This window comes from Agathobaculum massiliense, from assembly GCF_900291975.1.
Taxonomy (GTDB): domain Bacteria; phylum Bacillota; class Clostridia; order Oscillospirales; family Butyricicoccaceae; genus Agathobaculum; species Agathobaculum ammoniilyticum.
Window position 1 is genome coordinate 3,018,449 of record NZ_OMPN01000001.1, and the last position, 12,342, is coordinate 3,030,790.

Below are 12,342 nucleotides of genomic sequence, written 5' to 3' on the forward strand. Positions count from 1 at the left end.
GTGGTCATTATTCATGAGAACCTGAAGGAGCGCGCGCCCTGACAAACGGCAGATGTTGCGCGGTGATATTATCTCAGAAAGGACGAAAAACATCCATGACTTTATATGAAGAGCTCAAGGCGCGCGGCCTCATCGCCCAGGTGACCAATGAGGAAGAGATCAGTAAAATGATCAACGAGGGCAAGGCGACGTTTTACATCGGCTTCGACCCTACGGCGGACAGCCTGCACGTCGGGCATTTTATGGCGCTGTGTCTGATGAAGCGTCTGCAGATGGCTGGCAACAAGCCGATCGCACTGGTCGGCGGCGGCACAGGTTATATCGGCGACCCCTCCGGCCGCTCGGACATGCGCTCGATGATGACACCTGAAACCATCCAGCACAACTGCGACTGCTTCAAAAAGCAGATGGAGCGTTTTATCGAATTCGGCGAGGGCAAGGCGCAGATGGTCAACAACGCGGACTGGCTGCTCGGCCTGAACTATATCGATCTGCTGCGCGAGGTTGGCGCATGCTTTTCGGTCAACAATATGCTGCGTGCGGAGTGCTACAAGCAGCGCATGGAAAAAGGGCTCAGTTTCCTTGAATTCAACTATATGATTATGCAGTCCTACGACTTTTACTATCTGTTCCAGCACTACGGCTGCAACATGCAGTTCGGCGGCAACGATCAGTGGTCGAACATGCTGGGCGGCACCGAGCTGATCCGCCGAAAGCTGGGCAAGGATGCGCATGCCATGACGATTACGCTGCTCCTCAATTCCGAGGGCAAGAAAATGGGCAAGACCGCGTCCGGCGCGGTATGGCTCGACCCCAATAAGACCTCTCCCTACGACTTTTTCCAGTACTGGCGCAACGTGGACGATGCGGATGTACTCAAGTGCATTCGTATGCTGACGTTCCTGCCTATGGATCAGATCGAGGAGATGGACCGCTGGGAGGGCGCGCAGCTCAACAGGGCGAAAGAGATCCTTGCGTATGAGTTGACCGAGCTGGTGCATGGCAAGGAAGAGGCCGACAAGGCGATGGAAGCAGCAAAAAGCATTTTTGTCGGCGGCGGCACGAGTGAAAATATGCCGACCACCGTGCTGACGGATAGGGACTTTGAGAACGGCCGGATCGGCGTGCTGACGCTGCTCGTCAAGTGTGGCCTTGCAGGCTCGAATGGAGAGGCGCGCAAGCTCGTGCAGGGCGGCGGCGTGTCGGTGAACGGTGAAAAGGTCGAGGATTTCAGGCAGATGCTCGAAAAAAGTGCCTTTGAACAGGAGTGCATTATCAAAAAGGGTAAAAAAACGTTCCATAAAGTCACGCTTTAAGAGAAAAGTTTGCGTGCAAAATGTGGAAAGCCCTTGACAACAGGATGGAAATTTGATATTCTATTTTGGCAAGGTTTAGCGCCTTGCCAAAATATCCGGGTGTAGCGCAGTTGGTAGCGTGCTTGACTGGGGGTCAAGAGGCCGCAGGTTCAAGTCCTGTCACTCGGACCATTTAAGACCGCTGATTTGTAAGAATTGGCGGTCTTTTTATAACTTTTTGCGGATTTTTGCTTTTTGCAAAAACGGTGTTGGTGTTTATTTGGTGTTTATGGGTTAAAAATCAGGCGTTCCCGTTGATGGGAGCGCCCTTTTTCTATGCCCGTTTTTTCGAGCGGGTCAGCACACTTTGCAGCGCTTCCGCCGCTGCTGCTTCCGCTGATTTGATACTGTGAGAGTAAATGTTCATTGTGGTAGATGTTTGCGAGTGTCCAAGGTGTGCCGACACAGTACGGACGTTTGTACCTGCCGCAATCAGTAGGGTTGCATTTGTATGTCTCAAGCTATGGATTGAGACGGGCGGCAAATCGCTCCGATCAATAAAGTCGTGGAACCACCCTGTTACTGTGGCTGGATGTAGCGGCTTCCCGTTCCATGTAGTAAATAAGCGTGGATGATCGCCCCACTCTTCTGCCCATTGGTCGCCAATACGGAGACGTTCACGGCCTTGCCACGCCTTATATTGCCTGAGCATTACCAAAGCATCCGGCGTAAGTTTGAGAACGCGCTTAGAACTGTTATTCTTTGTATCGTCCATGAACACACCTTTTTCCGGCAAATATAAGGAACTGCGCTGCACATCGAGTAAACCTCGTTCAAGGTCAATATCTCCCCATTCCAGCCCGCACAATTCACCGCGCCGCAGGCCGGTATGCAGAAGCAGGGTTATCATGGTGCGGTATGTTATCGGCTCGTTATCGAGTAGATCAAGAAGGCGTTGCGCTTGAATCTCGTCAAGGTAGGCAGCTTCTTTGCGCTCGATCTTGGGCGGGTCTACACGCGCGCATGGGTTATCATAGATGATTTGCCACTTAACCGCCGTTGACATCATGGAGGACAGCATTTTGTGATAGTGCGCGACCGTGTTACCGGTCAATTGCTTGTCGCCGTTGACCGGCTCAAAGATGGATTGCGCACAGTTTAAAGCTGCATCTATTTTCTGTGCGGTCTCTGCTTTGACCTTTTGACCGCGGTTTAATGCGTAAAGCGTGCGCACACCTATGCCCGCCTTTTCTGCTAACTGTACAGCGGTGATATGCTCTTTCTGCAAGAATGTTTTGAAATCCAATTTGCAGCGATATAGCGTATCCTCGCGTATTCCGCTTTCTGCAAGGTTGTCATAGAACGCCATAAAGTGATGCGGCCGCAGTTTGTCCATGCGGATATGACCGATTGCAGGCAGCACCCGCTTGATAAAGTGTCGGTATCCGGCGACCGTGGTAGGCCTAAGCTGCTTCTCCGCATAGTCCCCGAACCACTTTTCCGCAAAGTCAGCAAACTTAATATTCCCGTCCAAGACTTGACCAGTACGGCACTTTTCTTCAAATAGAACTGCCTGCCGGTCGAGTTCTTTTTTTATCTGCCGTGCTGTCATGCCCTGCTCGGGTGCCCATGTCATCGTGCGGCGTATCTGCTTGCCGTTCAGATTGTAGCCGCAGGATACAACGATTTTATAGGTGTTGCCGCGTTGTTGGATAGTAGCCATTTAATCACCATCATCATAAAAAAGAGCTTGTAAAGCCATTGTCAGAAGAATTTTCAAATTGTTGTGGAAATTTAAAATCGATCAAAAATATATTTGAAAATTCTTGCTTAAATTCTTCATTAGATTTTATTTCTGCCTCAAGGGCTGACGCTAACATACTGTTCAACAGATCACGGCCAGCGCGTGGCAGTTTATTTAGTGCATTTGAAAGAAATTGATTTTCCTCCGACGAATTTGCATTTTGTTCTGTGTCAAATGTAACTTCGCCAGTCTTATCAATTACGCCTAATATATGCGGAAACTCAGTTCGCTTTTTATCGACGACCTTTAGTGTGAAAGCGACAAGATGCTTTCCATCGCCTTCCCACGGTAGTTTCAGAGAAATTGAACAGCTATCGACAGAAAAATCAATGGGTACAACGGTGAATAGGTCACTCATGCTTACAGAAAGGTAAATGCATAACGAATTTGCAGTGTCAAATTGAACACCCTTTCCTGAATTGTAGTAAAGCGCGGTCAAAGTGGTTCGCGAAACACCGGTATCCGCAGAAACTTTGGAAATTTTTAGTTTTCGCTCAGCAAGCAGGATAGCCAAATTGCAAATAATCATATTTTCCCTCCTCAAAAAAATTGTACAATACTCTGTTCATTATGTCAATAAGGCTTGACAATAATCGAATGGATTATTATAATTAAATGAACAAACATCTGAACATTTTATATGGAGGTATAGACAATGAACGTGATTGTAAAAAACCGATTCGCTGCGTTGTTAGGTGAACGTCGCCTTAAAATCAGCGATATTTCTCGCGCTACTGGCATTTCCCGAACAACACTAACCAATCTATACTACGGGAAAGGCGCATCTATCTCGTTTCGAGTGTTGGTTGCGTTATGTGAATATTTAGATTGCTCAGTTGGTGATATTATCGATATACAACACAAGGAGGCGATCTAATGCCCGCACGCATGAGATTTCCCGCACAGGCTTTGGAGGAATTGCGCAAAGCTGATCCTGAAACGCAGGTCAGCTTAAAGCTAATACGCCGCCTGATACATACCGGCGCTGTGCCGTCCGTTCCAGTCGGTAACGGAAACCGCCGTCTGGTCAATCTGGATGCGCTTATTAACTACTTGGAGAGGCCGCCAGAGGGCAAGCCCGAACAGGCGCAGGGCATCCGGCGCATCAACGAAAGGCGGGTGGTGTAATTTGAAGATTACAGACTATCTTCCTACGGGCAAGGAGAACGCCATCCCCAGCAAGACGCTTGCTGAAATACTCGGCTTTGACACTGTGCGCGAGCTTCAAAAAGCGATCGAGCGGGAGCGGCAGGCAGGCGCGGTTATCCTATCCACCTGTACAGAGGGCGGCGGCTATTTTTTGCCCGCCAACGAGACAGAGATCAGGGAGTTTATCCGCACCTTGTCGAACCGTGCCAAGAATACCCGCCGCTCTATGGAAAGCGCACTGGATGCACTGGACGGAATGACCGGACAAATGCGGCTGTAAGGCGGTGAGCGCACTTGTCAGACTACTACACAATTATTCCTGCGCAGGTGCGCACGGATAGCAGCCTATCACTACTGGCACGGCTGCTTTATGGCGACATAGCAGCACTCGCAAGCGATTCTGGTGAATGTTGGGCGAGTAACACATTTTTCGCAAACGAATATCGGAAAGACCGGACGCGAGTTATAGCGGCTATCAAAGAACTGATTTCGGCTGGGTATGTGCGAACGGAGTACCGCAAACCGGGGAATAATGGACGAGTTTTGATACCCTGTTGCGAAAACGCTACCACCAGTTGTGAAAATGCAACGGGCAGTAGTGAAAACGCAACAGACCCGTTGCAAAAACACAACGGGACCCGTCGTGAAAACGCGACACATAATAATAAAAAGACTAATAAGAATGAATACACATGCGCATTTGCGCAATTTTGGAAAGCGTACCCCAAGAAGCAGGATAAGGCCAAGGCACAAAAAGCATTTGACAAGCTCAGGCCAGACCAAGCCCTGCTTGACCAAATTCTTGCAGCGTTGGAGTGGCAAACGAGGTCGGCAGACTGGGCGAAGGACGGCGGTCAGTTTATCCCGTTTGCCAGTACATACCTGAACGGCCGCAGGTGGGAGGACGAGCCGCCAGCTAACACTACGGCGACAAGGCCGAGTGTGCCGAAGCTGAAAACATTCATTGACGAGAATGGGAACGAGGTGGCGCAGTTTTGCTGAACGATAATTTTCTAACCGCCGAAAACGCGGTGATCGGGGCTTGTCTGGTTGACCCTGCCCTGTGGCGGGTGGTGCTGGACAAGCTGCACAGGGATGATCTGTATTCTGATTTCAACCGCGAAGCCTATGACATAGCGCGGCGGTTTGATCTGGACGGCAAGGAACCGCCTAACGCAGTAGAGATTGCAGACGCGGGCGTAGATCGTACCGCCTTGTTTGGCTGCATGGAAGTCGCATGCGCAGAGCGCGATTTAGACCGTTCTATCGAGCTTGTCAAGAAAGCAGCGCGCCGCCGCGAGCTGGCAACTATCGGCAAACTGCTGGAGGACGGCGCACTGAACGGCGATGAACCCGAAACGCTGATCGCGGAAACCGAAAAGCGGATCGCTGCGCTGGACGAGCGGGACAGCGGACAGCTTTTGACCGGACTTGATATTGCATCAGCTTTTTACGATTTCCGAGATCAGATAAGCGGGAAGATCGTCAAAACCGGCTTGCAGTCGATTGACGACACGTTAGGCGGCGGTATGCTTCCGAGCGGGTTTTATATATTGGCGGCGCGCCCTGGCTGTGGTAAGACGGCTTTAGCTTTGCAGATCGCGGGCAATGTTGCGGAGCACGGCGGCGCAGTGCTGTTCGTGTCATTGGAAATGGATGTTTCCCAGCTTCAAGCACGGCGGTTATCAAGCCGAACGGGAATATCCGCGACCCGACTGCTGTTGGACGAAAATCTATCTGCCGAGGAATGGCAGCGCGTACAGGCCGCAAACGTTGGACTGTCACGCCTGCCGCTGTATGCCAATGGCAAAGAGGGGTGTTCCGTGCTTGATGTGCGGTCTATGGCGCGCAAGGTCAAAGGGCTGTCGTTGGTCGTGGTCGATTATCTCGGCCTGCTGCGGCCTGAACGAAGCCGGTCAAGCCGGTACGAGGAAATCACCGCCATCTCGAACAGTCTGAAAACCCTTGCCCGTTCGCTCAAAGTACCGGTCCTATGCCTTGCGCAACTCAATCGCGCCAGCGAACAGCGAGCAGACAAAAAGCCGGGGCTTGCCGACCTGCGGGACAGCGGCGCGATAGAGCAGGATGCGGACGCGGTCTTGCTGATGCACCGGCCGGATATGTACGGCAAGGAAAGCGAACGCGGCGATCTGGTCTTTGTTTCAACACAGATCGCGAAAAACCGGCACGCGGGGACAGCGGCCTTTGAACTGGGCTTCAACCTACAGACAGGACGATTTATCCCAGTGAAAGGAGGGTATCAAGAATGACCTTTGAGGAATTGAAAAAGCGCGCCTACCACGATCACCCCATACCTGACGGCCTGAACAAGACCGAGCGCCTGCAATACATCGCCGCCCGCCGTATCTATGCAGGGTACAAGTCCGGCGAAATCGACAGGACGGAAGCCGAGCCGATGCTGGGCAAGGTGCAGGAATACCCGCGCCTGATGGCGGCAGAAAAGCGGGCGTTGCTGCGGTACTTGTTCGCCCTGCTTTGCGAGGATGCTGGATGCGGTATGCAAAGCGCGCTGGATGATTCTAAATTCGTTGCGAGGGTATACAGCTCAGAGAACTTGAAGGGATCGCTGGCCTGATCTGTTCGACTTAGTACAGATTACGCGCGCGAAATATCACAAAAAGTCACGAAATCTCACACATAAAAAAAGGAGCGATAGCAATGTTTTATCTAAAGCACAAAGGAGAAAAACTGGACATCGGCGATGATAATGTTTTCACCACTTGCCCAATATGCGGCAAGGAGCATGCCGTTGACCTGCATGAGCTTTTAGCTGGCGGTGAAGCTGACTTGTTCGGTACGGCTGTTTACTGCCCAGCTTGTGCAGAACGGCGGTTTCGGGACAGGAAAACAGCACAGAGTAGCAAACAGGAAATGGCGCGCCCGACCGGCCGTGTGCTCCCGTTCCGCTGATCGTGTGGACATTACACGCGCGCGAAATTTTGCAAAAAGCCGCGCGATCTCGCACATAAAAAAGCGGCAAGTCCCTGCACGGCCTGCCGCTCTCCCGCTCGATCTTGCTTTGTGGTCTTATTCTACCACGAGCGGGAGGTCATGCGCAATGACAAATGAAGAACTGGCCGCGCGTGCCAAGACAGGCGACAGGGACGCGCTGGCGCAGCTATGGGAGCAGAATCGCGGGGTGCTCGCATCCATATTCCGCGAACTGGCACGCAAGGCAGGCGCGAGGATGGCTGCTATGGGCGTAACATGGGAGGACGTGGAACAATCCTTCTTCCTTGCGGTCGCGCTCGCTGTGCGGCTGTACGAGCCGGAACGGGGCGTTCTGTTCGCGTCGTTTCTCAAGTATCCGGTCAGGCAGGTTTTCTTTGATATGGTCGGCTGGCGCACGGAGCGGCAGAAGCACGACCCGCTCGGGAAAAGCGTCAGCCTTGACGAGCCTGTACGCGGCGAGGATGGAAGCGAGACTGCCCGCGGCGAGCTTGTACCAGACCCAACGGACGCTTACGAGGATGCAGAGGAGCAGTTTTATATCGAGCAGCTTCACGCCGCTTTGGACAAGTGCCTTGATGCGCTCGAACAGGAACAGGCCGCAGCGATCCGGTATCGCTATTATGACGGACTGACACTGGCAGAAGCAGGGGACAGACTGGGATGTAATGCCGAGTATGCCCGCAAGCTGGAATACAAGGGCCTGCGCAGGCTGAGAAGCCCACAGAACATCCGCAGGCTGGAACAGTACAGGGAGCAGATCGTCAGCGAGGGCGCTTATCACGGTACGGGCTGGGCAGCGTGGAACAGCGGCGGCAGCGTCGAAGAGAGGACAACCATTCGCCTTGAAGGAAAGGGGCTGCTGTGAGGTATCCGGAGATTTTGGAGGCCCTAAAAAGACTTGGGGAAACTTGTGTTATCGCAGGGAGTTGTGATAGCGCGAACACCCCCGTCGAAAAAACACCCCAGGTTCCACCGCCTGAACTCGGCACGGGGGGCAGGACAAAAGAGATATTTACGCGCGCACGGGAAAAGTAAATGAGATTGCTTTTGACCACAAGCGGGTGGAAAGAAAGGATATTCGTGCTGCTTGTGAAAACTTGAGTTTTTAACAGCCTGCTAAAACTGCATAAAATGTGAGAAAGTGAAACCATAAAAATGCCCCCCTCCCTTGTGTGTGGCCGTTTGGGTTTTGATCGGTCGGCTGGGTAACTCTTTCCAACTCTATGGGAAATTACAGGGAAGGGGAGTATGCCGAGCCTTGAAAAGTGTCAAATGCTCTTCGTAGCCGCTGTCGCTTTGAGTGTCAGGATAAAAGAATATTTCATGCACACATGAGAAAAGGAACCTTACCCGTGCGGGTTTGGCTCCTTCTCCATCGGCACAATCATCCGGTATGCGTGTCCGTAGGCTTCGGCCGCGGCGCTGCACCGGTCAAAATGAGCGCTGTTTTGGGTGCGCTCTGCCTCGGCTAATAGCGCGTCCCGCCTGTTCTTGAGCGTTTCTGTGATATGTAGCAATCGTGGCGCTGTGACCTGTGCGGCCTCTATTGCCGCGTCGTGTAATGCGACTGCCCACGCAAAGCCGCCTGCGAAAGCTGCTTCCTGTATCTCGACTGCGGCGGCGTTTGCCATGTCGGTCAGGGTGGTATCATCGCCCAGAAGGTCATGCAGATGCCTTTCGGCTTCGCCTTCGACGGGGTATAGCTCTGATTGTGTCCACAACTCGTATTGTTCCTGTATCCGTTCATTCATCGGTGTGTACCTCCTGTTATAGTCCCAGTACAAGCGCCAGTATCGGGGCGTTGACAACGAACGCGAGCAGGCAGAAGCACGCTATGCTTTTTATGATCTGCACAGTATTCCCGCCTTTGCTGCATGGCTTGCCTCCTGTTCAATCACAGCGCAAAATCCAAGGCCGGAAATAAACGCATGCCGTTCCAGTGCGCCAGCATAATCCCCAATCAGACTTTCAGCCTGATTATACAAATCGGAGGGGAGCCGCTTCGCAAGGCATCCAAACAGCGCGTCAGTAGCCCTCTGCACCGACGGTACGGGCTGCTTGTCTATGCTTGACCATAAAAGGTATAATTCATCTGTTAACACTGTTTTCACGCTCCCTTGGTAAAGTTATTTCAACCATCTTACTTATTTTGTTTCGATTTGAACGTGGATTGTGATATTTTCCTCGCATGTACCGTACATTGCTGCAATAATCTGTTTGAGCAGCAATGAGTTATGCCGGGCATTGCCGATAAACTCGGTGATCGTCTGATCTTTCTCCACTTAGCTCTCACTCCTTTCTGAAAGCGATACAATCCTATGGTGGTTATTCTTGCAGGCTCCTTACCTTGCTTTGGTCGGCGGTGGTAAGGGGCTTTTCTCATGCGAGTACAAACCGCCTTGTCTCAGCCGAGCGGGTGAACCGTTCGTAAAGGTCGGGCATGGCGACCTTAAAAGCCTTGCTGTCAAACCGTGCGGACTGTACTGGCTTCCATGTGGCTTTCCAGTCGTCACCGGTCAGCATGTCCACGCCCTGGGCGGTCATTTCCCGCTTGATCGTGTCGGTGATGGCCTCGATCTCGGCGGCGATCTCCTCCGACATGCGGCGCAGCTCGCGCAGGTCTTTGACCTTGCTGTTTAACTCGGTTTTGTCCATCGTGATTCCTCCTTTGGCTTTCGCCCAAAATTGGCGCTGTGTGTGCTTTGGTGGCTTTGACGTGGTCTTTTGTATCTATGCCTTGAAAATGGCATACAGCGCATTCTCGCGCCCGCCCGCGTCATCTTCGTGTCTATTGCCGTCTGTCGGCTCACAGGGATATGGTCGCGGGCTTCAAGGGTTTTCGTTCCCTTTGGGCTGCTGCCCGTTTCGGTGGGCTGTTCCGGCGGTCGTTATCGGAGCAAACTGCGTGCGGCAGGTAATGGGCTGCCTGCAACCTGTCTCAGGGAGTTGTGCCAGCCGCCCGCTTGCGTGTCTATTGCTCTCGCTCACAGGTACGCGGTATGGCTCTTGGTCGGGTGGTCTTGCCCTCGGCGATCTTCCCTTGACTTTGTGGTGGTGCGTGGTATAATGGAACCAACAAGGCGGCTACCCCGCTGCAACGGGTCGGCTTCCTCATAATCTCGAGAACTTGTAAGGAAAGCCGCTCTTTTGCTAAGGGCGGTTATTTCTTTTTAAGGACGAGAACCGTTAAAAAGATGATGTACAATGCAAGTACGATCTCCACGGTATCACCTCCCACGGAGGAACAACCGTGCCGCCTGTTGGCTCCCAGCTCGGGAGTTTTTGTTTTCTCCTTTGCTGTGATTATATTATAATATATGGACGACAATATATCAATGGACATATCAAACAATATTGACGACAATATATTGTTTATATTTTATATGGACGACAATAGATAATTGTGCTATAATTATGGCATAATGGAGGAGGTGCGTTTTTATATGTCGACCAGCAAAGCACAACAGAAGGCTACTGCAAAGTATGTTAAGCAAAACTATGACCGCATAGAAGTAAAAGTCCCCAAAGGCCGTAAAACCGAGTTGCAAGCCCATGCAGCGAAGCGAGGGGAAAGCGTGAACGGATTTATCAACCGTGCCATAGATGAGCAGGTCAAGCGGGATAATACCCACGAGGAGGAGTAGCCAATGCCGTTACCGCAGGAAAAGCATTATACCTATGCGGATTATCTGACATGGGAAAGCAACGAAAAGTATGAACTGTTCGATGGGGTGCCGGTCATGCAGGCGCGTCCGAGCATCCAGCACCAGAATATAGAGGGCGCGCTATTGCAGCAGCTTAGGAACCTCCTTGACGGCAAGCCTTGTCAGGCCTTTGCGGAGATCGAGGTATTGTTTCCCGACTATGCGCAGCAGAAAGCGGAGGACGTGCCAAACATCTATGTGCCGGATATCGTGGTAGTGTGCGAGCCGGAAAAACTGACAGAGCAATATTGCATCGGCGCACCGACCCTCGTTATGGAGATTCTTTCGCCATCCACGGCGAAGGCTGACCGGCTCGTTAAACTGAACAAGTACCAGCAAGCGGGCGTGCCGGAATACTGGATCGTATCGCCGCAGGAACGGAATGTGACGGTGTTTGCCTTGGAAAACGGCGTATACCGCACAGCAGCAGTCTATACCAGTGAGGACACCGCGGCGCGCATACTTTCTCTGGATGGGTGTGTGTTGGATTTGTCCAAGGTATTGTGAGATATGACCCTCGCGTCAGTATGAGACGGTACTGTACGGAGCAAGGATAAAGCCTTTTCAAGATAGCTTAACGACAAAACGTCAATGAGTGATCGGCTCAATTTTGAGCGGATTAGGGGGTGTCGCACAACACGACACCTTTCTCCTGCATGTGGGGATGTCGCCAGTTATGGCGGTATCTTGCTTAGACAAAATCCTATTTTGCCGGTCGAGCGGGCGCGTTCTGAGGGCAAAAGAAAACCGCCCTGCTGGACGGCTTGACAATCCCGCTCGGGGCGGGTATACTGAGTATAGAAAAGGGCGCTACCGGTAGACGGTTAGCCCCTATGCTTTGGTTGAGAAGTAACCGCATTCATTTGGACGTGATGGCGGTTACTTCTTTTTTATTGCGATTATGTACCCTGTAGCAACGATCAAAAGCAAGATCATAGCTTGATAGTCCATGCGCAAGCCCCCTTTCAGGGGCAAGACTTAACCGCCTACCGCTGGCTCGGTAGCGCCTGTACAAAGTATAACAGAAATCGACAGCACGCACAAGGGCGTATTCCCCCGAAATATCGGGGCAAGGCTGCAATACGGACGGTTGCTTTTTGTGGTGTTTGCTTGGTGTTTATTTGGTGTTTATGCACCTGAAAACAGCGGTTGTTAAGTGGTCGCAAAAGTATGTGATACATGACATAAAACGCTATATCTTGTGTTTTAATTGCATATATAGACGCAACCGAACACAAAATAAGTCGACTGGGGGTCAAGAGGCCGCAGGTTCAAGTCCTGTCACTCGGACCAGCAAAGAAACCTGTTTTTGATTTAGGTCAAAAGCAGGTTTCTTGCTATTTCAGGGGCGTTGCTTTTCCAGAAACAGTAAAATCAGAGAATTATATCAGGTTTTGTGGCCCTTTCACAAGTTTAT

16 protein-coding genes and 1 tRNA gene are annotated in these 12,342 nt (G+C 51.7%); 12 read left to right on the plus strand and 5 right to left on the minus strand.

Going from position 1 to position 12,342, the window contains the following annotated elements; all coding sequences use genetic code 11:
- Positions 1 to 95 precede the first annotated feature (95 nt).
- Both tyrS and DBQ51_RS15290 read left to right on the plus strand, forming a co-directional pair.
- On the plus strand, positions 96 to 1,316 hold the full coding sequence (gene tyrS, locus DBQ51_RS15285) for a tyrosine--tRNA ligase (RefSeq protein WP_107631988.1): 1,221 nt from the start codon (positions 96 to 98) through the stop codon (positions 1,314 to 1,316).
- Positions 1,317 to 1,411: 95 nt separating this feature from the next.
- Positions 1,412 to 1,487 (plus strand) — tRNA-Pro (locus tag DBQ51_RS15290).
- Positions 1,488 to 1,629: 142 nt separating this feature from the next.
- Here DBQ51_RS15290 and DBQ51_RS15295 read toward each other — a convergent pair.
- Positions 1,630 to 3,018, minus strand: a complete 1,389-nt coding sequence (locus tag DBQ51_RS15295) for a tyrosine-type recombinase/integrase (RefSeq protein WP_107631989.1) — start codon at positions 3,016 to 3,018, stop codon at positions 1,630 to 1,632.
- Positions 3,019 to 3,031: 13 nt separating this feature from the next.
- Positions 3,032 to 3,628 carry a helix-turn-helix domain-containing protein gene (locus DBQ51_RS15300; protein WP_107631990.1) on the minus strand — a complete coding sequence of 199 codons (597 nt, stop codon included), beginning with the start codon at positions 3,626 to 3,628 and terminating at the stop codon, positions 3,032 to 3,034.
- A 126-nt stretch (positions 3,629 to 3,754) separates the two neighbouring features.
- Between DBQ51_RS15300 and DBQ51_RS15305 the strand changes: the two genes are divergently transcribed.
- The 8 genes from DBQ51_RS15305 to DBQ51_RS15340 all read left to right on the plus strand — a co-directional run bounded on the left by DBQ51_RS15305 (position 3,755) and on the right by DBQ51_RS15340 (position 8,086).
- Positions 3,755 to 3,976 carry a helix-turn-helix domain-containing protein gene (locus DBQ51_RS15305; protein ID WP_242977953.1) on the plus strand — a complete coding sequence of 74 codons (222 nt, stop codon included), beginning with the start codon at positions 3,755 to 3,757 and terminating at the stop codon, positions 3,974 to 3,976.
- Positions 3,976 to 4,227: a hypothetical protein gene (locus tag DBQ51_RS15310; RefSeq protein ID WP_107631991.1), complete on the plus strand. Its 252-nt coding sequence runs from the start codon at positions 3,976 to 3,978 to the stop codon at positions 4,225 to 4,227. Before DBQ51_RS15305 ends, DBQ51_RS15310 begins: the two co-directional genes overlap by 1 nt.
- 1 nt (position 4,228) lies before the next feature.
- The gene (locus DBQ51_RS15315; RefSeq protein WP_107631992.1) at positions 4,229 to 4,528 is read left to right on the plus strand and encodes a hypothetical protein; all 300 of its coding nucleotides are present in this window, start codon (positions 4,229 to 4,231) and stop codon (positions 4,526 to 4,528) included.
- A 14-nt stretch (positions 4,529 to 4,542) separates the two neighbouring features.
- The gene (locus DBQ51_RS15320) at positions 4,543 to 5,250 is read left to right on the plus strand and encodes a helix-turn-helix domain-containing protein (RefSeq protein ID WP_107631993.1); all 708 of its coding nucleotides are present in this window, start codon (positions 4,543 to 4,545) and stop codon (positions 5,248 to 5,250) included.
- A complete protein-coding gene (locus tag DBQ51_RS15325; protein ID WP_107631994.1) occupies positions 5,244 to 6,518 on the plus strand; it encodes a replicative DNA helicase in 1,275 nt (424 codons plus the stop codon). Before DBQ51_RS15320 ends, DBQ51_RS15325 begins: the two co-directional genes overlap by 7 nt.
- Positions 6,515 to 6,844: a hypothetical protein gene (locus DBQ51_RS15330; RefSeq protein WP_107631995.1), complete on the plus strand. Its 330-nt coding sequence runs from the start codon at positions 6,515 to 6,517 to the stop codon at positions 6,842 to 6,844. The genes DBQ51_RS15325 and DBQ51_RS15330 overlap by 4 nt, the downstream gene beginning before the upstream one ends.
- A gap of 83 nt (positions 6,845 to 6,927) precedes the next feature.
- Positions 6,928 to 7,179: a hypothetical protein gene (locus tag DBQ51_RS15335; RefSeq protein ID WP_107631996.1), complete on the plus strand. Its 252-nt coding sequence runs from the start codon at positions 6,928 to 6,930 to the stop codon at positions 7,177 to 7,179.
- Positions 7,180 to 7,327: 148 nt separating this feature from the next.
- Positions 7,328 to 8,086 carry an RNA polymerase sigma factor gene (locus tag DBQ51_RS15340; protein ID WP_107631997.1) on the plus strand — a complete coding sequence of 253 codons (759 nt, stop codon included), beginning with the start codon at positions 7,328 to 7,330 and terminating at the stop codon, positions 8,084 to 8,086.
- A gap of 481 nt (positions 8,087 to 8,567) precedes the next feature.
- Here the strand turns inward: DBQ51_RS15340 and DBQ51_RS15345 are convergent, their stop codons facing one another.
- From DBQ51_RS15345 to DBQ51_RS15350, 3 genes are all read right to left on the minus strand, one after another.
- The gene (locus DBQ51_RS15345; protein ID WP_107631998.1) at positions 8,568 to 8,972 is read right to left on the minus strand and encodes a hypothetical protein; all 405 of its coding nucleotides are present in this window, start codon (positions 8,970 to 8,972) and stop codon (positions 8,568 to 8,570) included.
- Positions 8,973 to 9,365: 393 nt separating this feature from the next.
- The gene (locus DBQ51_RS16695) at positions 9,366 to 9,503 is read right to left on the minus strand and encodes a hypothetical protein (protein WP_159068207.1); all 138 of its coding nucleotides are present in this window, start codon (positions 9,501 to 9,503) and stop codon (positions 9,366 to 9,368) included.
- 97 nt (positions 9,504 to 9,600) lie between these two features.
- The gene (locus DBQ51_RS15350) at positions 9,601 to 9,876 is read right to left on the minus strand and encodes a hypothetical protein (protein ID WP_107631999.1); all 276 of its coding nucleotides are present in this window, start codon (positions 9,874 to 9,876) and stop codon (positions 9,601 to 9,603) included.
- 788 nt (positions 9,877 to 10,664) lie between these two features.
- On the opposite strand from DBQ51_RS15350, the gene DBQ51_RS15355 reads away from it, so the two are divergent.
- Both DBQ51_RS15355 and DBQ51_RS15360 read left to right on the plus strand, forming a co-directional pair.
- On the plus strand, positions 10,665 to 10,865 hold the full coding sequence (locus tag DBQ51_RS15355) for a hypothetical protein (RefSeq protein ID WP_107632000.1): 201 nt from the start codon (positions 10,665 to 10,667) through the stop codon (positions 10,863 to 10,865).
- Between the two features lie 3 nt (positions 10,866 to 10,868).
- Complete coding sequence (locus DBQ51_RS15360) at positions 10,869 to 11,432, plus strand: Uma2 family endonuclease (RefSeq protein WP_107632001.1); 564 nt, start codon at positions 10,869 to 10,871, stop codon at positions 11,430 to 11,432.
- Positions 11,433 to 12,342: the final 910 nt, after the last annotated feature.

Bases quoted from the DNA above. Each gene is read 5' to 3' on its own strand.
- tyrS (WP_107631988.1), top strand. From the start codon at position 96: ATGACTTTATATGAAGAGCTCAAGGCGCGCGGCCTCATCGCCCAGGTG.
- DBQ51_RS15295 (WP_107631989.1), bottom strand. From the start codon at position 3,018: ATGGCTACTATCCAACAACGCGGCAACACCTATAAAATCGTTGTATCC.
- DBQ51_RS15300 (WP_107631990.1), bottom strand. From the start codon at position 3,628: ATGATTATTTGCAATTTGGCTATCCTGCTTGCTGAGCGAAAACTAAAA.
- DBQ51_RS15305 (WP_242977953.1), top strand. From the start codon at position 3,755: ATGAACGTGATTGTAAAAAACCGATTCGCTGCGTTGTTAGGTGAACGT.
- DBQ51_RS15310 (WP_107631991.1), top strand. From the start codon at position 3,976: ATGCCCGCACGCATGAGATTTCCCGCACAGGCTTTGGAGGAATTGCGC.
- DBQ51_RS15330 (WP_107631995.1), top strand. From the start codon at position 6,515: ATGACCTTTGAGGAATTGAAAAAGCGCGCCTACCACGATCACCCCATA.
- DBQ51_RS15335 (WP_107631996.1), top strand. From the start codon at position 6,928: ATGTTTTATCTAAAGCACAAAGGAGAAAAACTGGACATCGGCGATGAT.
- DBQ51_RS15340 (WP_107631997.1), top strand. From the start codon at position 7,328: ATGACAAATGAAGAACTGGCCGCGCGTGCCAAGACAGGCGACAGGGAC.
- DBQ51_RS15345 (WP_107631998.1), bottom strand. From the start codon at position 8,972: ATGAATGAACGGATACAGGAACAATACGAGTTGTGGACACAATCAGAG.
- DBQ51_RS15350 (WP_107631999.1), bottom strand. From the start codon at position 9,876: ATGGACAAAACCGAGTTAAACAGCAAGGTCAAAGACCTGCGCGAGCTG.
- DBQ51_RS15355 (WP_107632000.1), top strand. From the start codon at position 10,665: ATGTCGACCAGCAAAGCACAACAGAAGGCTACTGCAAAGTATGTTAAG.
- DBQ51_RS15360 (WP_107632001.1), top strand. From the start codon at position 10,869: ATGCCGTTACCGCAGGAAAAGCATTATACCTATGCGGATTATCTGACA.